We start from the raw sequence: 22285 nt of genomic DNA, 5'->3' as shown, positions 1-22285 counted from the left end.
AATGAAAAAATCTAACACCATCTTCACCTCGCCCACCGCGAACAAGGCCGCTTTGAAAGTGATCATGTTGGCAGGCGTTTCGACCACGGCCTGCCTGACCGCAGCATCACCTGCTGCGGCCTTGAATACGGCCAAGTTGGCAGATGACGAAAAGCCGGAAGCTGGCGAAAATGCGAGCGCGGCTGCAACTCTTGCTTCGCTCGAAGCCAGTGAACAGGGCAACCGCGCCAATGTCTTTGTGGCGGAACCCGCGCTTGAACAGGAAGTTCAGCCCGAAGTGCTCGTGCTCGAAGAAGGCATGCAGATCACTCTGGATGCTCCCGAAGAGCGCACGGCAGAAAATCCCTATTCGGTCAAAGTGCGTACCGATCAGATCCATGTGGATCCGGTGCTGGCTGTCGCATTGCGCGATAGCGAACGCGCGATTGTCAAAGATACCGAGGCGACTTTTGTCACTTACACCAATTACCCGACTTTCATTGAAAAGGGTGAGGTGCGGATTTTCCGCCAGGGTGTAAGCGTCGATTCAGAGCCGCTTGCCATTGTAACCGCCAATAAGGATGGCGTTGCACGCTGGACGCCCGAGGGCATCGACTTTGCTGAGCTGTTCTTTGTGTTCCGCGCTTATGATGCAAAGGGCCGTTTTGACCAGACACAGCCGCACGAGCTGACAGTGCTGGAAAAACAGTTCGATCATCCGGTAGAACCTGTTCGTCCGCTGTTTGGCACCCAAGACGAAGCAGCGATCCGCAATATCAGCGTGGAACGCGGCACAACCGTTACTGTCACGGGCAATGCGCCTGCTGGCAATGACCGGGTGCAGGTTGCAGGGCAGACCGTGCCAATTGATGAGGATGGTTTCTTCGTCAGTCAGCAGATCGTTGATCGCGGCACGGATGAAGTGAATGTCCGCATCGGCACTGCTGATGCTGTCAATTTCACCGCGACCCGCGATGTCGAAGCGGAAAAAGACGATTGGTTTATCGTTGGTCAGGGCGATCTGACTTTCGTCTCCACCAATGGCGGGGCAACTGCGGTAGAAGTGAGCGGCGATCCGCTAACAGATGGCGACAATGTCGCATCGCGCGCGGCCTTTTATGCCAAGGGCCGATTGAAAAGCGGTGTGACCATTACGGGCGCGCTGGATACAGGCGAGACGCTGCTGGAAGATATCTTCAGCAATCTGGATCGCAAAGATCCGCGCCAATTGCTGCGCAGGCTCGATTCCGATGAATTCTACACCACTTATGGTGACGATTCGACGCTTGTAGAAGATGCTCCGACGCAAGGGCGGTTCTATCTCAAAGTGCAAAAGAACGATTCCAGCCTGCTGATCGGTAATTACATTGCCGATATCGAACAAGCGGAACTCGCTCAGCTGAACCGCGGGACATTCGGTGCGATCATCGATCACAATTCGCTTAGCACTACCGAATTTGGCGAACGCAAGTTTCAGGTCACTGCTTTTGCTTCTGATCCTGGCACCATTCCGGGCCGCGATGAATTTCGCGGGACGGGCGGATCGCTCTATTTCCTCAATCGGCGCGATATTACGCTGGGTTCGGAACGGCTGAGCGTCGAAGTTCGCGATCTGGATACAGGTCTTGTCCTTTCGCGGCGCGATCTGCGTCCGCAGGAAGATTACGACATCGATTATTTCCAGGGCCGCGTTGTCCTGCTCAATCCGCTGTCATCTTATGTGGCTGACGGTTCGCTGGTGCGGCAAAGCTCTGCGCCGGGCAATGTCCCCGTGCTGGTCGCGCGTTATGAATTCACACCGACTGTCGGCGATGTGTCGGGCTATACGCTTGGCGGACGAGTTTCAGGCTGGATTGGCGATGTCGTAAAACTGGGCGCGACCGCTCAGCGCGAGACGACCGATGCGGCGGACCAGACCCTGATCGCAGGCGATGCGACCATAAGGCTGCATGCAGGCACCTATGCCAAGGCAGAGTTTGCTCAATCCGAAGGGCCTGGCTTTGGCCAGAACAATTCGGTCGATGGCGGCCTGTCTTTCACCAATATCGGTGCAACGGGCGTCGCTGACATTAAAGCGAACGCCTTTCGCGGCGAGATTGCGGTTGATTTTGCGGAAGTCTCTGGGTCCACTGGAGACCTTGGCAAGCTGACGGCCTTTTACGAAGACTTCGAAGCAGGCTTCAGCGCCAATGGCCAATTGACCCAAACGGACACCACCCGTTGGGGCGCAGCGCTTGATGCGAAAATTGGTGAGACCACGCGTTTTGCTGCTGAGATCGAAATGCTCGACAGCGATGGGATTGGTGATCGCACGGTGGCCTCTGCCGATATAACGCAGGCGCTGGATAGCGAGATTTCGCTCAGCCTTGGTGTGCGCCATGATGATCAGGCCGCAGGCCTTATCGGCAACAGCGCACAAAATGGCGCGCGCACCGATGCAGCTTTGCAGCTCGGTTATGATCCGCTGGATAAGAACTGGTCGGTCTATGGCTTTGGCCAGCTGACTTTGGACCGCGATGCCGCTCGTCAACGCAACAACCGCTTCGGTGTCGGCGGCAAAGCCGAAGTGACCGACCGCGCCACTATCAGCGCTGAGGTTTCCGAAGGCGATGGCGGTCTGGGCGCAGCGGTTGAACTGGCGCATCGTTATGGCAATGGGTCAGAGGCGTATCTTGGATATACCCTGCTGTCTGATCGCACCGATCTGGGGCTGCAACCGCTCAGCTCGCTGGCGAATGCCAATCGCGGCACGCTGACATTGGGCGCGCGGCACCGGTTCAACACCGCTTTGTCGATCTTTGGCGAAAACCGTATTGAGCATGCTGGCCCCGCGCCCGCACTGGTGCGCAGCTTTGGCCTCAATTGGGATCCGTCCGAGCACTGGTCCTTGTCCGGCAGTTTCGAAAATGGCCGGATTGACGATGTTTCAACCGGCGTGTTCACTCGCCGCGCATTCACGCTTGGCCTTGGTTATACGGATGAGAAGTTCCAGTTTGCCACCAATGTCGAAGGGCGTTTTGAAAAAGGTGAAAACCGCAATCAGGATGTCTGGCTGGTGCGAAACACCGCCTCTGTTCAGGTGCATCCTGACTGGCGCGCGCTTGGCCGGTTGAATTTTGCACTGGCTGATAGCGAAACCGACGATGTGCGGCTCGCTGATTATGTCGAGGGGACGGTCGGCTTTGCTTACCGGCCGATCCATCATGACAGGTTCAACCTGCTCACCCGTTACACCTTCCTGCAAGACCTTGGCCCTGTGGGTCAGGTGACAGCAGGCGGGACATTGGCAGCGCCCAAACAGCGCAGCCATGTGTTCTCAATCGATGGCAATCTTGACCTCACCAAAACGCTGACTTTGGGAGCGAAATACGCGGTGCGCGAAGGCAGCGTTTCGTTGGGCCGCGAAAGCGACCAGTTCGTCTCCAGCAGCACACAATTGGGTGTGCTGCGGCTTGATTGGCGGCTTGTGAAGGAATGGGATGTGGTCGTTGAAACCAGCTATCTCACCAATGACATTGCAGGCGATGATCGCTGGGGCGGATTGGCGGCGATTTACCGCCATATCGGCAACAATGCGAAAATCGGTGTGGGTTACAGCCTGTCGGATTACTCAACCGATCTGACCGATCAAAGCTATTCGAGCGATGGGTTCTTTGTGAACCTGCTTGGCAAGTTCTGATCTGACCAAAGCTTTGATGGCAACAGGGTAAAGCGGGCCGGCATTGCGATGCTGGCCCGCTTTTGTTTTGTCAGCCGCTGTTCCTAAGCGCAGTGGCAATCGCGTTGATCGACAGCTTGATCCCCTCTGCAATCCGCGCATCGCTTTCATTGGCACGGTGGCGCTTCAACAATTCCAGCTGAAGCAGGTTGAGCGGTTCAATATAGGGCAAGCGCAAACGGATCGACGCATCCAGCTTCGGCGACTTTTCCAGCAGATAGCTTTGCCCGGTCGCATCAAGCAGAGCATCGTGCGTGTTTTGCCAGCCGTCCTTGATCCGCGCAAAAATGGGCTGAGCCAAATCCTGATCTTCGACCAATTGCGCATATTCCGCCGCAATCGCCATGTCTGATTTTGCCAAAACCATTTCCATATTGGCGAGGACATTTTTGAAAAACGGCCATGTCTGCGCCATTTCGCGCAGCAGGCCCTTATCTTCAAACTGGCCCAGCGCATGGCCCACTCCATACCAGCCGGGCAGCATGACACGCGCCTGGCTCCAGGAAAACACCCAGGGAATGGCGCGCAAATCCTCAATCGCATCAGACGCTTTGCGGCTGGCTGGACGCGATCCGATTTTCAGTGTTGCGATCTCTGCAATCGGGGTGAGCTGACGGAAGAAATCGACGAATTTTGGCGTGCCGTACACCAGATCGCGATAGGCATTGAACGCATTGGTGCTGATCGTGTCCATCGCACCTGCAAAGCGTTCATATTCAGCCATGGGCACTCGTTCAGGCTCCAGTGTGGCGAGCACGCTGGCGCTGGCCATCGCTTCGAGATTGGCGGCTGCGGTTTCGGGTGTGCCAAATTTTGCAGCGATAACCTCGCCCTGTTCGGTGATGCGGATGCGGCCATTGACAGTGCCTTGCGGCTGGCCCCGAATGGCTTCGAATGCTGATCCGCCCCCGCGTCCAACAGATCCGCCGCGTCCGTGGAACAATTGCATGGTAACGCCTGCTTCAGCAAAGACGGGAGCAAGCGCTTCGCTGGCGCGCGCGAGCATCCAACTGGACGTGAGATAGCCGCCATCCTTGTTCGAATCCGAATAACCAATCATCACTTCCTGCGCGCCGCGCTGGGCCGTGATTGCGGCGATTTCGGGCAGCGCGAAATAGGCTTTCATGACGCCCGGCGCGTTTTCAAGATCGCCAATCGTTTCGAACAAAGGCACCGCCATGATCGCGCATTTGGGTTGTTCGCCCGGTTGGTACAGCCCAGCCTCGCGCAGCATCACATGCACTTCGAGCAGGTCAGAGACCGTCTCGGCCATGGAAACGATGTATTGCACAATGCAGTTCGCGCCGTATTGCGCATGCGCCGTGGCAGCCGCATCGATGATGGCGAGCTCCTTGACGGTTTCCTCGCTGTATTCGGCCCATGGCGTGCGCAGCGGGCGCTGGCCCGCCAGCTCTTTGCGCAAGATAGCCACGCGCGCGTCTTCATCGAGTGCGAGGTAATCTGTCTCTACTCCAGATTTGGCGAGCAGTTCAGCGACAACGCGCTCGTGGACAGAGCTGTTCTGGCGCATGTCCAGCGTCGCCAAATGAAAGCCAAAGGTTTTGACCGCGCGGATCAGCCGGCCCAATGCTCCGCTGGAAGCAAGGGTCGCGCCGCCCAGTTTTTCAAGCGAGCGGGCGATGGCGCGCAGATCCCTTTCCAGGTCATCGGGGTGATTATAGGCGGGCTGCTGGCTGTTCGGCAGGCGAGCAGGCGGCTTGCCGCAAATTTCTTCGTAAGTGGCCGAAAGGCGCGCATAGATCCCGATAATCGCGCGGCGATAGGGTTCATCAAGCCGGTGCGGTGACAGATCATCGCTGGCATCGGCAAGCGCAAGGATATCAGGCTCAATATCGGCCAATTCGCTGGAGATCGACAATTCGCGCCCCAGGTCGTGCAATTGTTCAAGATAGAACCCCAGCACTGTCTCTGCCCCGCGGCCCAGCGCGTATCGCAGGCTGTCAGCGGTTACATTGGGATTGCCATCCCGGTCTCCGCCGATCCAACTGCCCAGCCGCAGGAAGCTGGCAGGCCGCTCGCCCAAAGTGTCTTCCCACTGGTGATAAAGTTCGGGCAGGACAGGCAGGAACACGCCGCCCAGAAAATCGAGCGCATTGTCAACTTCATCGGTCACATAGAGGCGATCCCGGCGCAATGTGCGAGTGCGCCAAAGTAAGGCAATTTGGCGCAATATGGCGTTTTCAACTCCGCTTGCATCCTTGCCGGCCGCCAGTTCGCCATCGCGCTGTTTCATCAGATCAGCGATCCGTGTGCGGTGATCGATCACGCTTTTGCGGCGCACTTCGGTAGGATGCGCGGTCAGCACAGGCACGATCAACGCGTTTGACAGCAATTCGACAATCTGAGCGCGGTCAATTCCGTGTTCGCCCAATCGTTCTACGGCTTGCGCAAAATCAAGCCCGGTATCCGCCATGATCCCGTCGCGATCTTCGGCCAGATTGGCAAGCATGGAAAACAGGCCAAATCCGCGCACAAAGGCGAGCGTTTCATCGAGCGACAATTGATCCAATTCCAGATCAACCAGTTCCCCGCCGCGATGGCGATTGATGCTGGCAGAGCGAATATGTTCGGTCCGCTCAAACAGGCGCTCGCCCGCATGGTCGCGGATAACATCACCCAAAAGCTTTCCAAGAAAGCGGATATCCGGGTTTTGCTGAATGGGAGGGCGTGTCGTCAAAAATGTTCTCCTAAAAGAAGGCGGCGATCAAGGTTGCAAAATGGCCGCGTCAATTGCACTGGGGGAGGAGATGTCTGCGATAAAGCGGCTGCGCGCGCGCGCAATAAAAAAGGGATAAAAGGCTCCTTATGAAAGAGAAATTGTCAAACCGATTGGGATCGGCGCCAATTGTGCCGCTCATTGGCGAAAATGATGCCGCCCGTGCGGTTGCCACTGCCAAGGCTTTGGGCGCAGGTGGATTGACCGTGATTGAGGTTGTGATGCGCAGCCAGGATGCGCAAAAAGGCATGGAAGCCATTCTAGCGCAAACCGAAGGCTTGATTGTAGGCGCGGGCACTGTCCTAACGCTTGATCAGGCGAAATCGGTGCGATCGAGCGGAGCGGAATTTATCGTTTCGCCAGGGCTGGTCGACAATATCGCAGAATATTGCCTGTCGGAGAATATCCCGTTCTACCCCGGCACGATGACAGCAGGCGAAGTGCAGCGCGCCTTTGCCATGGGACTGCGAGAGGTGAAGTTCTTCCCAGCCAGTCTGGCGGGCGGTGTGCCGATGCTAAAGGCTCTGTCTTCGGTGTTTCGCGAAATGCGCTTTATGCCCACTGGCGGTGTTTCGGCGAGCAACCTTGGCGAGTTCCTTGCTTTGCCCAGCGTTGTTGCCTGCGGCGGAAGCTGGCTTACGCCTAAAGATGCCGTGGAAAGCGGCGATTTTTCCGCGATCACCAGATTGGCTCAAGAAGCGATTGCTGTCGCTTCCAAGGTGAGGCCAGATACGGCCCGTTAGAGCTGAAAGCCGCGCGGATTGTAAAAACACATTTCACAATCGCCTTGGACATGATTTTGCGATGCCGTGCTGCTAGTCTGCACCGTAGAAAAGGAGCGTGACATGCGCAAAGCCGTTTTGAAACTGTTGGCAACAAGCCTCTTGGTGGCCATGCCGAGCCAAGTTCTTGCAGCACCCGATGGGCATGTCAGCTACACGGTCAAGCCTGCGGACACCCTGTTTGAATTGACCGGGGATTACCTGATTAACAGCGCAGCTTTGGAAGAGGTGCGGCGGCTTAACCGGGTGCGCAATCCGCGTCTTATGCAGATTGGGAAAAAGCTGCGTATTCCGCGGCGTTTGCTTAAACATCGCCCGGCCAAACTGACGGTTGAGAGCTTTTCAGGCAATGTCAGTTTTGTCCAAGGCCGGCGTAAGCTGACGGCAAAACGCGGGCTTTTGCTGCGCGAGAACGTCGAGATTGTGACGGGCCGCAACAGTTTTGTTTCTATTTCCGGTGACGGCAATTCGAGCGTCGCGATCCCGTCAAACTCGCGCGTGCGCATTGTCGATGCGCGGCGTTATCTGATCAACGATCAGATCGATGTGCAATTGCGCGTGCTCGAAGGTCGCAGCGAAGTGATTGCGCCCAAAATCAACGGCGATGGCCGCTACCGCGTGGGCACACCTATTGCCGTGACAGCGGTGCGCGGCACGGGCTTTCGTGTTGGCTTTATGCCCAATAAAGACATTAGCCTGACCGAAGTGGTCGAAGGGCAAGTGGTCGTTGCAGCAGGCGATGCAGAGCAACCCACAGCGGCTGGCTTTGGCCTTTCCGCAGCAACCGATGGGTTGGGAGAGCAGGAGCGTTTGCTGCCTGCGCCGGATCTGGTGGAGCCGGGCAAAATCCAAACCGCTGAGGTCGCCAGCTTTGCCATTCAGCCTGTCGAGGGGGCCGTGGGCTACCGCACTCAGATATCAACCGATGCGGGCTTTGTGGATGTGGTGACCGAAACGATCAATGCCGACACCGCCGCGCAATTCGAAAACCTTGAAGATGGTCGGTATTTTATCCGCTCGCGGGCGATATCCGAAGTGGGGCTCGAAGGTTTTTCCAAAGTCCAAACGTTCCGCCGGAAACGCGCAGGGGTTGAAGCAGGAGCAGAACCTTCCAGCCTTGAAGACGCGTTCAAATTTGCCTGGCGCACGCAAGGCGATGGCGAGGTGTTCTACGCGTTCCAATTGTGGAATGCTCAGGATCCCGGCGTGCTGGTGGTCGATGAGGTTGCCTTGCGCGATACGGCTGTTTTGGTGTCGAAACTGGAGCCTGCCACTTATCAATGGAAAGTCGCTTCATTCCAAATTGACGAAGGTGATGTCATAAAAGTGTGGGGCCCCGTGCAAGAACTGGTAATCAGCGAATAAGTTTGGCTGGGCTTTGGTGGAGCATAGCCAATTCATTTAAGAACGTTTCGACTATTTGGTGAGTGGTTCGTCCTGCTGGCGGCGACGCTTTTACTTGTGCTGGTTGCATGGCATCAGGACTGGACCGCAAAAGTGGATGCCGGGCTACTCGACCTGGCCACGCATCTCAGCCTGGCAGAGCCCGATCCCGATATCGTTGTGGTCGCCATCGACGACCGGGCTGTTACGGAAATTGGAAATTGGCCGTGGGATAGAGAGCGCCATGCCGAGCTGATCGAACAATTGGCAGGTTATGAGCCAAAGCTGATCATATTCGATGTGCTGTTTGTCGATCCAAGCGCGCCTGAAAGCGATGCACGTCTTGCGCAGGCGATTGCTGAGGCAGGCAATGTGATTTTGCCGCATTCGGTGATGCGCGCGCCCAATACGCTTGATGCGATCCAGCCATTGATGCCGCTGCCGCAATTTGAAGCGGGCGCGCTGGATGTTGGGCATGTCTTTGTTGAGCCGGATCCTGACGGGATTGTTCGGCGGTTCGATTTTGAACTCGAGACCACGCAGGCCGCGCACGATCATCTGGCGCAAACCGCATTTGCAGCGCTTGGCGGCGATCCGCAGGATCTGCCGGAAACGGGCGTTGAACCGATAGCCCCGATGCATCCGCCCGGTTCGTTCAAAGACCCAAGTGCAGCCGATGTGATCACGGGCGCAACACCCAAAGCCATATTGCAAGACAAGATCGTGCTGATCGGCGCAACCGCGCAAGGTCTGGGGGATCGCTATGCTGTTTCCGCCTATGCGGGCGGGATCAAGGCTGGCGTTGAAATGCAGGCGAGTTTGCTTAGCGGTCTGATGGGCGGCGAATTGATAACCGAAGTGCGCCCCGCAATCGTGATAGCCTTGTTGATCGCGGCCATCGTGATCCTTTTTCTGGTTTTCTGGCAATTTCCGCCAAGCTGGACTTTGCGCGCCTCGCTTGGCCTGATCGCGGTGCTGATTGCACTTTCGTTTGGGATGGTGCTGTTTGCTGACCTGTGGCTGCCTGTGTTCCCGGCAATCCTTGGAATATTGCTGGCGTACCCTGTGTGGGGGTGGCGTCGATTGAGCTCTGTTAGCCGGTTTCTCCAGACAGAAGCGGTTGCGATGGGCGGGCTTGAAGCGGACAGCAATGCAGCTGACAACAGCGGTTTTGATCCCATTGCCAAACAGGTCAGTCAGGTGCGCGGACTGATCGGCGAAACACGCGAGCGTTTGTCGTTTTTGCGGCGAGTTCTGTCGGGTTCTCCCGATCCTATGTTGGTGTTTGATGCTGATGGCGGTCTTGTGTTGATGAATACGAGAGCGGAATCGGTGTTTGGCAAGGAAGGCGCGTGCACGGGACTTACGTTGTCGCAGCTGTTGATCGAGCAGGGCGCCGCCATGGATAGCGAAAAGCAAGAGCTTGAGTTTGCGGATGGCCGGGTTTTCCTTTTGGCTTCGTCCGAAACTGCCATGCGCGAAGGGGGCCAGATCGTATCTTTGCGCGATATCAGCACTATCCGTCAGAGCGAGCGGCAAAGGCGCGAAATGCTTGAGTTTCTTTCGCACGATATGCGATCCCCGCAAGCGGCCATTGTCGGTTTGGTGGGGGCTGCGGGGCAGGCTCTGCCGGAAAAAGAGCGGCTGACGCGGATTGAGAAACAGGCGCGCCGCACGCTTAAACTCACTGATGATTTCGTGCAGATTGCGCGGCTCGAATATGAGGGCGTCAAACCGCAGGAAACCGATCTTGGCGCGTTGCTTTATGAAGCCATGGACCGTGCCTACCCGCTCGCCAAACGGCGCAAAATCGCGTTTGAAGCGGACATTTCAGCCGAGCCGGAATTCTGCCAGGTTGACCCATCGTCCATGTCGCGCGCGATTGATAATCTGATTGGCAATGCGATCAAGTTTTCACCGCGCAATGAAACCGTGTCGATTGGCCTGTCACGCCAAAGCGACAACAGCCTGCTCATCTGGGTCGCGGACAATGGGCCTGGCCTGCCAGCGGAGCGGGTGAAGGATACGTTCGCCCGCTTCGGTGCGCGCGATACCGAGGCCGGGCCGAGCGCGGGGCTGGGGCTCGCTTATGTCAAAAAAGTGATCGATGAACACAATGCTGAGATCGATGTCGAAACCCGCAACACGCAAGGAACACGGTTCCAGATCACGTTGCCGTGCAGCGGGATTGACGCAGGCTAAAGCCTAATTTCCGGTAAGTTCAGCGGCGAGCAACCGAGCCAGTTCCTCAACCGGCAAGGAATCATCAACGCAGGTCGTGGTTTCAACCTCAGAGCGTTTAATCAGGTCTCCGGAACTGCGATTAAATACCGCAAGGCTCGCTTTAATCCGGGACGCTTCGCAAGTGTCCAGCCAGTGCGGTTCGCGCGTGTCAGCGATGGGGCGGGCATTCTCATCAGACCCGCCAGCTTCGCTCGCATACAGACCTACCGTGCTGGCGCTTCGGGCAATCGCAACTTCGCCGATTGCATTTGCATCCCTGCTAACCCGCACGCCTTTTGCTTGCAGCGCGCTGGACATAGCGGTGTGCATTCTTAGCCGCTGGGTCTGCTCTGCGGCAGGTTCAATCAAGTTGATTTGAGAAATGGTTTGCGCCGCGCCGACGCTGGATCGCACTTGCGGCGGGGTTTTGACCGAACAACTCGTCAATAAAGCACAGCTCATGCCCAAACCCACAAAACGTAGCAGGCTGGTAGAGCGATATTGAGGTTGTGTCATGCCTTACCCGTTAGCAGTTTCCTCATCGATATACGCATCCATACGATAACCGAAACCAAAAACCGTCCGAATGACATATCCATTGTCCGGTTTCAGCTCCAGTTTAGAGCGCAAGCGAGAGACGTGAACGTCGATTGTTCGTGTCTCAAGCTCTATATTTCCGCCCCAAACTCTCGAAAACAGATAGCCGCGCGACAGGGGCCGATCGAGATTTTGGAACAGCAAATCGATAAGATCGAATTCCTTCGCCGTAACGGCAACCGCTTTGCCATCAAAGTCGATTTCCTTGGCTTTGCGATCAAGCGTGTATTTGCCGTACTGAACTTCGGTTTCGGGACGATCTGCCCCAATCCGCCGCCCAGCCGCTTCAAGCCGTGCGCGGATGATATCGTCGCTTTCGGGCTTGGTGATGTAATCAACAGCGCCTGCTTCGAGGCCGCGCACAATGTCATCTTTTTCACCGCGACTGGTGATCATAATGAAAGGCGGTGCAGAGGGGAGATTTTCTGATGCCCAGTACAGAATATCGAGCCCCGTTTGGCCCGGCATATTCCAATCCAGCATCACCACATCAAAGGTTTCGCGTTGAAGCGCGCGTTGCAGCTCAAGCCCGTTCTTGAATGTTTCCACCTCGTGCCCGGCAGACAGCACGATGGCTGCTATTTGGTCGAGCAGCTCTTGTTCGTCATCAGCAAGTGCAACGCGCATGATTGGTCCCCTCACAATCGATTTAATACCTTTGTAAAATGCTAACTACATGGGGTGATGGCTCTGATCCAGCGCTTGGGGGTTGAAAAAGCCGCCAATTTGCAATCTTTTACAGAAGCTGAGAGCATGAAACGGCCTCTAGCTCAGCACAGTTTCAAGCAGCGGATTGGTGAATTGCCGCTTGATCGTGACCGCGTAAAAGACCTCACTGATTGCAGGCAATTTGGCAAACTCGCGCAAAGTTCCGCTGGCCAATTCATCGCGCACCACGATGGGTGGGATGACCGCCAGGCCAAGATCAGCGCGGGCGAGCAGGCGGATCATTGCCATGTCATCGGCTTCGGCAGCGATTTTGGGCACCACTCCCAGCCGGGCTAGCAGAGCATCGAAACTGGCGCGCAAAGACGTTTCGGGTGTTGGCAGGATCAGCGGGGATGACGACAAGATGGAGGCTATTCTCTCAGTCTCCGCGCCGCTTTCACCTTCATCCAGACCCGCAGCTTTTGCGCGTTCGGGTGTGCCGACCAGGCTGACATCCTGTTCATCGATCCGCTGAAGCAGATACGGGCTTTGAGCATCTCGGGCAGGCGCTAGGTTGGTCAGAACTACATCGAGCGACAAGGCCTGAAGCCCCTGCAGCAAATCCTCTTGCGCGCCGGATCGCAAGATCACCTCAACATCATCGCGCCCGGCAAGCGGTTCGATAAAGCGCATCTGGAAATTGCGCGAAAGCGTAGCAAGCGCCCCAATCCGCAGCACTTTGCGCTGGCCTTCTGCCCGGTTCAGCGTTGCGGTGAGGTGATCTGCGGTGCGGAAAATCTCGTCAGCATGGTCAAGCGCAATGCGGCCTGCCTCGGTCAGATGCAGCGCTCTCCCGCGCCGTTCGAACAAGTCGTGGCCGAACGATCCCTCCAGCGTTTTGATCTGGGTGGAGACCGCTGATTGCGAGATGTTCAAGAGCCGGGCAGCGCCGGTTAATGACCCTTCTTTGGCGACTGCTCTGAACAGGCGGAGGTGGTGCAGGTTGATAAAGTACATCCTGAGCTTGGGGTTGAAGGTGGGGGTGAGGGTAGGGGCAAGGCAATGCTCCAAAGTTCTATAAAATAGAACGATAAAGATCAATATATGAATTTTTATTTATATCATCCCCCGGCTATCTGCAACCCAACCCCACCCGCAGGAGCCTCTTTCGATGATCTCGCCCGTTATCACACCGTTTTTCTCGCTCGCATTTCTCGCGCCGCTTGTGCTGCTGGCCGCTGCTGCCATTGCGCTTGGCCGTCCGGGCAAGCGCCCCGGCATTATCCCGCGTCTGTCTGAAAGCGCGGCTTTGATCGCTGGCTTGCTGACGGCAGCGGGCCTGATCCAAACGGCCGTGGGCAGCGCGCTGCCCGCTACCCTGACCCAAGGGGCCTTTTCGCTTTCACTGCGGGCCGATCTGGTCAGCGCGTCGATGGCGCTGCTGATCGGGTTTATCGGCTGGATCGTTATGCGCTACAGCCGCACTTACATTGACGGTGAGGAGCGCGAGGGCTCGTTCCACGCGCTGATGCTGGCCACTTTGGCTGCGGTTCTGGTGTTTGCGCAGGCCGGCAGCTTTGCCGTGATGATCGCAGCGACCATTGCGGTGGGCATCGCTTTGCGCCGTTTGCTGCTGTTTTATCCGGGCCGAGCAGAAGCGCGCCGCGCCGCCACCAAATTCGCGCTTGTCTGGCACACTGCCGATGCCGCGCTGATCCTTGCGGCAGCTTTGCTGATCGCCGCGTTCGGGACACTTGATCTGGCCGCTTTGGGCATGGCCGTGACAAACCAAGGCCTTGGCACGCTGGGTCATATCGCGGTTGGGTTCATCATCCTGGCCGCCGCGCTCAAAACCGCATCCTTCCCGCTGCATGGCTGGCTGACCGAGGTGATGGAAGCGCCAACGCCAGTTTCTGCGCTGCTGCATGCCGGCATTATCAATTCAGGCGGCGTCCTTTTGGTTGCCGCCTCTGCGCTGGTTTCGCAAAGTTCGGGCGCGATGGCTGCGCTCGCCATGATTGGCGGGTTCACCGCTTTGTTTGGCGCTGCGGTTATGCTGACCCAATCGGCTGTCAAAACCGCGCTTGCATGGTCCACTGTGTCGCAAATGGGCTTTATGCTGCTGCAATGCGGGCTGGGCCTTTGGACGCTCGCGCTGCTGCACATTATCGCGCACTCTTTGTATAAAGCGCACGCTTTCCTGTCTTCGGGCGGAGCGGTGCAGGATGTCGCCAGCATTCGCCGCCCTGGCCCTGTGGCTGTGCCCAGCATCGCGGCGGTTCTCAAAAGCTTTGGCCTTGCGCTGCTGCTGTATGGCGGCATTGCCAGCCTGTTTGCGCTAATGTTTGGCGCGAAAAGCCCGCAGGCCTATGCCCTTGGCGCGATCCTGATTTTCGGCGTTGCATATCTGGTCGCACAGGGCCTTGCCGATGAAGCGCCTGAAAAACTGGCAAAGCGCACCTTTGGCACCGCGATTGCCGCAGCGATTGGTTATTTCGGGTTTCAGGTCGTGGCAGAAGCGGTGTGGGGTGCAGGCCTTCCCGCAGCGCCCGTGCCAAGCCCGCTGGAATGGGCGCTGATCGTGATGGCGGTTGCCTCGTTCGGGCTGGTCGCTTTTGCACAGGCGCTGTTCCCCCTGTGGGCGCATCACCCCTCCACTGCCGGATTGCGCGTGCACCTGGCCAATGGGCTTTACCTTAACGCTCTGCTCGACCGCGCCATTGGCGGTTTTGCGACCAAGCCTTTGAAATAAGAGCAGCTATTTTTTGCCGAGCCCCTTCTTGCCGATTTTTCACGAAAGATTGATCCCATGTTCCTGAAGCATTCTCAAATCACCCCGGCGCGCATGTCAGAAATCCTCGGAGCAGCCGAAGCCGCTGCCCGAGCAATTCCGCCTGCGTTCCCGCTGGACGCGACCGTTGCGGTCAATCCGTTTCTCGGACAGTCGGGCGAAGATCTGGCGACGGCATCGGCGCGGCTGGCCCGTGTGGCGGGTGCGCGCATCACGCAATCCGGGGCTGCTTACGAACGCGCGATTGCAGATGGCACGATCACCGATGCCGATCTGGAAGCCGCTTTGGACGCCAGCGATCTGCCGCAAAAGCCAAGCTCAACCGCTATGCTGAAACTGGCAGCATCCGCGATTGATCGGCTGGCCGAAGATGCCGCATTGCCAACGATTGCCGATCTTGCTGCCGAAGCCAGCGGCACCGATTGGCCTTCTGTGATCGACAAAACCTTTGGCATTTGGGCCGCAGGACAGTTTGATCGCGGTCAGGCGCTGTGGTCCCCTGCGCCGGGCGAAGAGGCCTATAGCGCATGGCGCGCTTTTGCGGTGCATGATCTGACACCGGAAATTGCAGGGCTGACAGGGTTTTGCGCCCATGTCGCGGCAGCGCCTGACACAGCCGAACGCGCGATTGTTGCCGCCGCTGATGCGCTGGGATTAAGCGCGCAATCGGCGCAAACCGCGTTTCACCGTTTGTATATGACCCTTGGCGGGTGGTCGCAGCATGCGCGCTGGATGCTGTGGCAGGCCGAAATGGCAGGCACAGGCGATCAAACGCTTGCAGGAATGCTGGCGATCCGGCTCATCTGGGAAGAGGCGCTGCTGGCCCAGTTCCCGCAGGTTGCGGATAAATGGGAATTGATTGCCGCAGCCCACGGCGAACCGGTTGCCCCCAGCCGCGATCAGGCCGCTCTCGCCATTCTGCAAGATGCTGCTGATAGAGCGCATCAGCGCAAATTGGCAGAACAGCTGACAGGCACATGCGAACGCCAATCGGGCACTTTGTTGCAGGCCGCGTTCTGCATTGATGTGCGCTCCGAAGTGTTCCGCCGCGCGCTCGAAAGCGTCGATGGCGGGATCGAGACGCTGGGCTTTGCGGGCTTTTTCGGCCTTCCGCTGGCGCACAAACCGCACGGGTCCGACGTTATCGAAAACCGTCTGCCGGTTCTGCTCAACCCGGCAATGCACACCACCAGCCAAGGCGATGCGGAAACCGATTTTGACACGCGCATCCTGGCCCGGACAAAGCGGGCATGGGGCAGGTTCCGTCAGGCGGCTGTTTCCTCATTCGCTTTTGTGGAATCCATGGGTCCATTTTACGCGGTTAAGCTGATGAAATCCTCGCTTGGCCGGTCGGAAAATCAGGCGCAAAGCCCGGCCCCGCAAGTGATCGGCGATATGTCTGCTGAAACCAAATGCGACACCGCGCAAAGCATTTTGAAAGCGATGAGCCTGACCGGCAATTTTGCGCGCATAGTCCTTTTGCTGGGTCACGGCGGCAACACCACCAACAACCCGCATGAAAGCGCTTATCACTGCGGCGCGTGCGGCGGTCATGCAGGCGATGTGTCGGCGCGCATTCTGGCAGATTTGCTCAACGATCCCGAAACCCGCTCAGGCCTTGCGCTGCGCGGCATTTGCGTGCCGGATGATACCCGGTTTGTCGCAGGTCTGCATGATACGACCACCGACAGGGTGACGGTGTATGATGATGATCTGCCTGCAAATCTCGAAGATGCGATGGACGAAGTGAGCGAATGGCTGGATGAAGCCACTGCCATTGCGCGGACCGAACGCGCGCCCAAACTGCCCGGCTCGCATTGGAGCGATATTGATCTGCGCGCGCGCAACTGGGCCGAAGTACGCCCTGAATGGGGTTTGGCGGGATGCGCTGCCTTTATCGCGGCCCCGCGCGGCGCGACCGCTGGCAAGGATTTGTCCGGCCGCGCGTTTCTGCACAATTATGACTGGAAAGCGGATGGCGGCTTTTCCACGCTCGAGTTGATTATGACAGCGCCGGTTGTCGTCGCGAGCTGGATCAGCTTGCAATATTACGGCTCGTCGGTTGCGCCCGATGTGTTTGGCGGGGGCAACAAGCTTATTCACAATGTCGTGGGCGGTATTGGTGTGATCGAAGGCAATAGCGGGCGTCTGCGTCCCGGTCTGCCGTGGCAAAGCGTGCATGACGGCGATGCGCTGATGCATGATCCGGTGCGGCTGTCCGTGATGATTGAGGCCCCGCGTGAGGAGCTTTCCAAAGTGCTCGAAGCGCACCCGCAAGTCCGCGATCTGTTCGACAATGGCTGGCTGCATCTGTTTGCGCTGGCCGATGGCAAAGTGGATGCGCGCTATATACCGGGCAAAGGGTGGCAGGATCACGAAGCGAGCGAATTGCTGGCCGCGTGAGGCCTCGCAGCGCGCGGGATTATCGCGGTCAAGCTTGCATTACGCGGGCATCCTTATAGGGATGGGGGTCTTAGCAATTTCCGGCTTGATCGTGGCTCGCCCGCTATAGGGCAGCCCCGCTTTGTTTATCTGTGCGATATTGGCGCAATGGCAAAGATATAAGCGCCACGGCGAAAGTATCCATGACCAGCGATCCCGCTGACGCACACCCAGTTGACGCATCCACGGCTGACGCATCCGGCGCTGACGCATCCATATCAGGCGATTGGCCGATTGATCCTCCCATGGTCGATTTGCCGATCGACACTCATGATCGCGGATTTTACGATGGGTTCAGCCGCGAGGTAACGATCCCTGCCAAGATCATTGTGACGCTCATCATCTTGTGGGCGCTGTTTTCGGCCGCGTCGGAAACTCTGTTCGGGGCCAGCGCAGAGGATGTGTTTGGTGCAAGCGCAGAGCAAACGCTCGCTGCTGCCAATTCGTCGATCATCGCGCAGTTCAGCGGGTGGTATGTCTATCTGGTCGCGGCTTTGGTCGTGGTTTCGCTTGTGCTGGCGCTGGTGCCCAAGATCGGATCGCTGCGCATTGGAGCGCCGGGCGAGCAGCCTGAATTTTCGCGCTTTTCCTGGTTTGCCATGCTGTTTGGTGCTGGCATCGGCATAGGCATGCTAACCTTTGCCATTGGCGAGCCGCTGGCCCATTTCGTCAACAATCCTGACGTGATCGCGGGCACGGTTGAAGCGCAATCGGCTGAGAATGTCCGGCCTGCTTATCTCTACACATTTCTGCATTGGGGCTTTGGCGCGTGGTGCACTTATGCGCTGGTGGGGCTGGGGATCGGCTATGTCGCGCACCGGCGCGGGCTGCCATTGACGATCCGCTCAGCGCTCGCGCCTTTGTTTGGCAAGGCAATGTCCGGCTTTTTCGGCCATGTCGTCGATGTGGTGGCCGTGGTCGCGACCATTTTGGGCGTTGCGTACACGATGTCGCTGGGCGTGCAGCAATTCGTCGCAGGGCTGTTTCGCCTGTCGGGCAGCGAATGGCTGATCGGAGCAGAAGGCGCTGCATCCAACGCCGCTGTCATCATGGCGCTGATCGTGCTGGTGGGCGCATCCACATTGAGCGCGCTTTCCGGCGTGGGGCGCGGGATCAAGTGGCTGTCCAACATCAATATGACGCTGTCGTTTGCGCTTCTTGCCCTGTTCGCTTTTCTGGGATCGGGGCTTTATGCGCTTGAGCTCCTCGGGGTGGGCATCTGGGATTACTTCATCAATCTGCCCGCGCTTTCGCTTACCCTGTTTGCCCGCGATGGCACTGCGGCTGGCGATGCGCTGGTGGATTGGCAATTGGGGTGGTCGGTTTCCTATTGGGCCTGGTGGATCGCTTTTTCCCCGTTTGTCGGCATGTTCATCGCGCGCATTTCCAAAGGGCGCACGGTGCGCGAATATATCCTCGGCGTGGCTTTGGTGCCTTCGCTGATGTGCTTTATCTGGATGGCACTGGCAGGCGGCACGGCGATTGATCTGGAATTAAGCGGCGCGGCAGATGGCAGCATATTGGGCACAGCCATGGCCGATCAGCTTTACGCAACGCTTGCTCTGATGCTTAGCCCGGAAATGATGCTGATCGTCTCCGCGCTCGTCGTGGTGCTGCTGATGACATATCTCGTCACATCGGCTGACAGCGCAATCCTCATCATCAACACAATCAACGGAGCAGGCGAAGACGAAGGGTCGCGCAAATATCACATCATCTTCTGGGGTGTGGCTTTGGCGTTTATCGTTGGCTCTATGCTGATCCTGGGCGGGGTCGAAGCGATCCGTATCACCATGATTTTGGGCGCTTTGCCGTTTTCCTTTGTGCTGGTCTTGATGGGCGCATCCATCGTTAAAGCTGTGATTTACGACATTATCCGCAAACGTCACGGCGTCCCCACAACATCGCAAGCCTGCGAAGATTGGGACGGGAAAGTAACGCCCGCAGAGTAGGCCACATATAGCTGATCAGAATTATAAGTAAAATTTGATATGCACTTGAATAAAATTGGCGAAAATTTGCATTCGTTTCCGCGATTATAAATACTTAAATTTTTGCACTGCAAAAGATAAAAGTAGACTTGTTTCTTCTGCGAAATTAACATGATCAATTTGATTGTGTGGTTATTTTACAACAAGCTTGCACAGCTTCCCCAAATCTTACCGCCTGACTGTGGCCAGCCCTGCCGCAGCTTGTTAACCGACCCCTGGTTCGCGCGCTGATCTCATTTCGCGCGCGCCCGTTTCTTGGGGTAACGCTGGTGCACTTCCGCATCGCGACCCTCCTGAAAGCTCAAAGGGGCATACAAAATGTCGAAGTATATAAGCGGGGCGTCGCTTGGCGCACTCGCGGTCGCAATCGTTTCGCCTGCATCTGCGCAGGAAACCGCTCAGGCTGCACCTGCCACAGAAGAACGCGAAGGCGGGGTGGGTTCAATCATCGTGACCGCTCAGCGCCGCAGCGAAGATTTGCAGGATGTGCCGGTTTCGGTTTCTGCCATCGGTGCAGAAGCGCTGGACGAATTGAACATCGACACGTTTGAAGATTACCTCGATCAGATCCCAACCGTGACAGCGGGCGGCAATGGTCCGGGGCAAAGCACGATCTATATTCGCGGTCTGGCTTCCACCACGCCGAACATCACGGTTGCAGGGGTCGCGGGCCTCGCGCCCAACGTCGCGCTTTATCTCAACGATCAACCGCTTTCGCAGCCGGGCCGCAATCTTGATGTGTATGCTGCTGACTTGGAGCGGATTGAGGTTCTTTCCGGTCCGCAAGGCACTTTGTTTGGTGCCAGCTCGCAAGCGGGCGTTGTGCGTCTGATCACCAACAAACCTGATCTGTCCGGCTTTGATGCCAGCGCATCGGCTGGCGTGTCCTTCACCAAAGGCGGTGAGGCAAGCTATCAGGGCGAAATCATGGTCAATGTGCCTGTGACAGACAGCTTTGCATTGCGCGGCGTTGCCTATCTTGATGATCAGGGCGGCTATATCGACAATATCCCCGGCATGCGCGATCTTACCGAAAGCGCGCGGTTCCGCCCCGAAGGCTTCGTGCGCGAAAACGGCGTGCCGGTTTCCGCCGTGCGCGCCGGGTTCCAATCCACTGCTGACCTGTCGAATGTCACTTTCCTGGCTGCTGACAATGCCGGCAGCGCGCAGGACGATTTCAACGACACAACCTATGCCGGCTTCCGCGTCAGCGCGCTGTGGGAAGTGACCCCTGACTGGAGCGTCAGCATTTCGCACCAGCGCCAAAGCCTCGAATCAGACGGCGTGTTCTTCGCCGATCCTGAACTGGATGGGCTGGGCGATCTGGAAATTGAACGGTTTGAAGAAGACCGGTTGGAAGATGATTTCTCCAACACCAGCTGGACCGTTGAAGGCCGGCTTGGCTTCCTCGATGTGATTTACACCGGCGCGTACACCGATCGCCGCAGCGATCAGCGCGCCGATTACACAGACTATCTGTTTGCTGGCCAATATCTGCCTTATTACATCTGCGATGGGTCGGTGACTTATCCGGGTGCAGCAGACCCCAGCGGCACGTGTCAGGCGCCCAATCTGTATGTGAACTCCTTCTCCAAAACGCAGGTTTTTACGCAGGAATTGCGTTTCAGCACGCCTGAAGACTGGCGTGTGCAATTCCAAGGCGGGGCGTTCTATTCCGACCTCAGCCTCGAAGAGCGTGTGGACTTTGCCTATCCCGGCAACGTGATCGCGCAGCCATTTGGCGCTTTTGCAGAAAACTTCCCGCAAACAACCGGGTTCTTCTCTGATCCCGGCCCGTTCCCGGCAGACACAATCTTCCGCAACGATATTCGCCGCACCGATGAACAGTTCGGTATCTTTGGCGAAGTGAATGTGGACGTTGTGCCCGATCTGCTCGCGGTTACTTTGGGTGCACGTTACTACGATGTCGAAGTGGACTTTGAAGGGTCTGCCAACGGGTCGTTCTGTAACTCTGGCGCGGCAACCGATGCGAACGCATTCGGCACCAATATCTCTGACCTGTATGATGGCGACGGCGAATTTACATTCATCGGATCGTGCAATGCAGCTTTGCGTCAGACATTCACTCTGAACGATAGCCTTGCCGATATCGAAGCGGCCGGATTGTCAGCGGCGCAGGCTCAGCAAGTGTTCAACGCACTGCGCGCGCCCGATGTTGCTGAAACCAGCGGCACCATCTTCAAAGGCACGGTGACTTTGACGCCGACACCCGATTTGCTGTTCTATGCGACCTATTCCGAAGGGTTCCGTCCCGGCTTCCTCAACCGTCCCGGCGGCGCTGTGGGTGCAGGCGGGTTTGTTGTTCCGTTTGAGCTTGAGACCGATGAGGTCCAAAACTACGAGCTTGGCTGGAAAATGGACCTCTTGGATGGTCAGTTCCGTTTCAACGGTTCGGCCTTCTTCGTGGACATTCAAAACCTGCAAACGCAGATCTTTGATCCCTCGATCACCAACCTGTTCTTCTCATCCAATGCAGCCGATGCAGAAATTTACGGGGTTGAGGCCGATTTCACGATCGCACCGTATTCGCTTCCGGGCTTTTCATTCTCTGGCGCTTTCTCGATCCTCGACACTGAGATCACCGAAATCCTGATCCCGACCAATGATGTTCTTGAGGGTGAAGAGCTCGCTTATGCTCCTGGTTTCCAGGGCAATATGCGGGTCCGGTATGAGTGGGATTTGAATGACAGTCTTGAGGCGTACATTCAGCCGCAAATGACCTATTCGGGTTCGAAGTTCACCGACATTATCGAGATCAACAAGATCGAGCTTGATAGCTACACCACGTTCGACCTCGCTGTCGGCGTGAAAGCGGAACAGTGGCGGTTCGAAGTGTTCGGCGAAAACCTGTCTGACGAACGCGCCGAAATCTCGGGCATCTTCGGCAATGACCGCGAACGCATCATCACCAACCGTCCTTTGACAGTGGGTATGCGCGTTACCTTTGACTACTAAGTCTGAAGGTTAGCAAAC

General features: G+C 57.2%; 12 protein-coding genes. 8 read left to right on the top strand and 4 right to left on the bottom strand.

Going from position 1 to position 22285, the window contains the following annotated elements; genetic code table 11:
• Nucleotide 1: 1 nt before the first annotated feature.
• Nucleotides 2-3658, top strand: a complete 3657-nt coding sequence (locus AC0V6W_RS05100; protein ID WP_486147802.1) for a hypothetical protein — start codon at nt 2-4, stop codon at nt 3656-3658.
• A 70-nt stretch (nt 3659-3728) separates the two neighbouring features.
• Here the strand turns inward: AC0V6W_RS05100 and ppc are convergent, their stop codons facing one another.
• Nucleotides 3729-6395 carry a phosphoenolpyruvate carboxylase gene (gene ppc, locus AC0V6W_RS05095; protein WP_486147800.1) on the bottom strand — a complete coding sequence of 889 codons (2667 nt, stop codon included), beginning with the start codon at nt 6393-6395 and terminating at the stop codon, nt 3729-3731.
• A 128-nt stretch (nt 6396-6523) separates the two neighbouring features.
• Between ppc and AC0V6W_RS05090 the strand changes: the two genes are divergently transcribed.
• The 3 genes from AC0V6W_RS05090 to AC0V6W_RS05080 all read left to right on the top strand — a co-directional run bounded on the left by AC0V6W_RS05090 (nt 6524) and on the right by AC0V6W_RS05080 (nt 10801).
• Nucleotides 6524-7177, top strand: a complete 654-nt coding sequence (locus AC0V6W_RS05090) for a bifunctional 4-hydroxy-2-oxoglutarate aldolase/2-dehydro-3-deoxy-phosphogluconate aldolase (RefSeq protein ID WP_486147798.1) — start codon at nt 6524-6526, stop codon at nt 7175-7177.
• A 102-nt stretch (nt 7178-7279) separates the two neighbouring features.
• A complete protein-coding gene (locus AC0V6W_RS05085; protein WP_486147796.1) occupies nt 7280-8581 on the top strand; it encodes a FecR family protein in 1302 nt (433 codons plus the stop codon).
• Between the two features lie 96 nt (nt 8582-8677).
• Complete coding sequence (locus tag AC0V6W_RS05080; RefSeq protein ID WP_486147794.1) at nt 8678-10801, top strand: CHASE2 domain-containing protein; 2124 nt, start codon at nt 8678-8680, stop codon at nt 10799-10801.
• 3 nt (nt 10802-10804) lie between these two features.
• Here the strand turns inward: AC0V6W_RS05080 and AC0V6W_RS05075 are convergent, their stop codons facing one another.
• The 3 genes from AC0V6W_RS05075 to AC0V6W_RS05065 all read right to left on the bottom strand — a co-directional run bounded on the left by AC0V6W_RS05075 (nt 10805) and on the right by AC0V6W_RS05065 (nt 13084).
• On the bottom strand, nt 10805-11338 hold the full coding sequence (locus AC0V6W_RS05075) for a hypothetical protein (protein WP_486147792.1): 534 nt from the start codon (nt 11336-11338) through the stop codon (nt 10805-10807).
• Nucleotides 11339-11341: 3 nt separating this feature from the next.
• Complete coding sequence (locus tag AC0V6W_RS05070; protein WP_486147790.1) at nt 11342-12046, bottom strand: response regulator transcription factor; 705 nt, start codon at nt 12044-12046, stop codon at nt 11342-11344.
• Between the two features lie 138 nt (nt 12047-12184).
• Nucleotides 12185-13084 carry a LysR family transcriptional regulator gene (locus AC0V6W_RS05065; protein WP_486147788.1) on the bottom strand — a complete coding sequence of 300 codons (900 nt, stop codon included), beginning with the start codon at nt 13082-13084 and terminating at the stop codon, nt 12185-12187.
• A 154-nt stretch (nt 13085-13238) separates the two neighbouring features.
• Between AC0V6W_RS05065 and AC0V6W_RS05060 the strand changes: the two genes are divergently transcribed.
• The 4 genes from AC0V6W_RS05060 (at nt 13239) to AC0V6W_RS05045 (ending at nt 22267) form a co-directional block, all read left to right on the top strand.
• Nucleotides 13239-14819, top strand: coding sequence for a proton-conducting transporter transmembrane domain-containing protein (locus tag AC0V6W_RS05060; RefSeq protein ID WP_486147786.1), 1581 nt, complete (start codon nt 13239-13241; stop codon nt 14817-14819).
• A 93-nt stretch (nt 14820-14912) separates the two neighbouring features.
• Nucleotides 14913-17261, top strand: coding sequence for a YbcC family protein (locus AC0V6W_RS05055; RefSeq protein WP_486147784.1), 2349 nt, complete (start codon nt 14913-14915; stop codon nt 17259-17261).
• A 182-nt stretch (nt 17262-17443) separates the two neighbouring features.
• Nucleotides 17444-19252 carry a BCCT family transporter gene (locus AC0V6W_RS05050; protein WP_486147782.1) on the top strand — a complete coding sequence of 603 codons (1809 nt, stop codon included), beginning with the start codon at nt 17444-17446 and terminating at the stop codon, nt 19250-19252.
• A gap of 357 nt (nt 19253-19609) precedes the next feature.
• Nucleotides 19610-22267, top strand: coding sequence for a TonB-dependent receptor (locus tag AC0V6W_RS05045; RefSeq protein WP_486147780.1), 2658 nt, complete (start codon nt 19610-19612; stop codon nt 22265-22267).
• Nucleotides 22268-22285: the final 18 nt, after the last annotated feature.

This window comes from Erythrobacter sp. JB1-7 (assembly GCF_057365015.1).
This window is presented reverse-complemented; position numbering and strand designations above follow the sequence as displayed.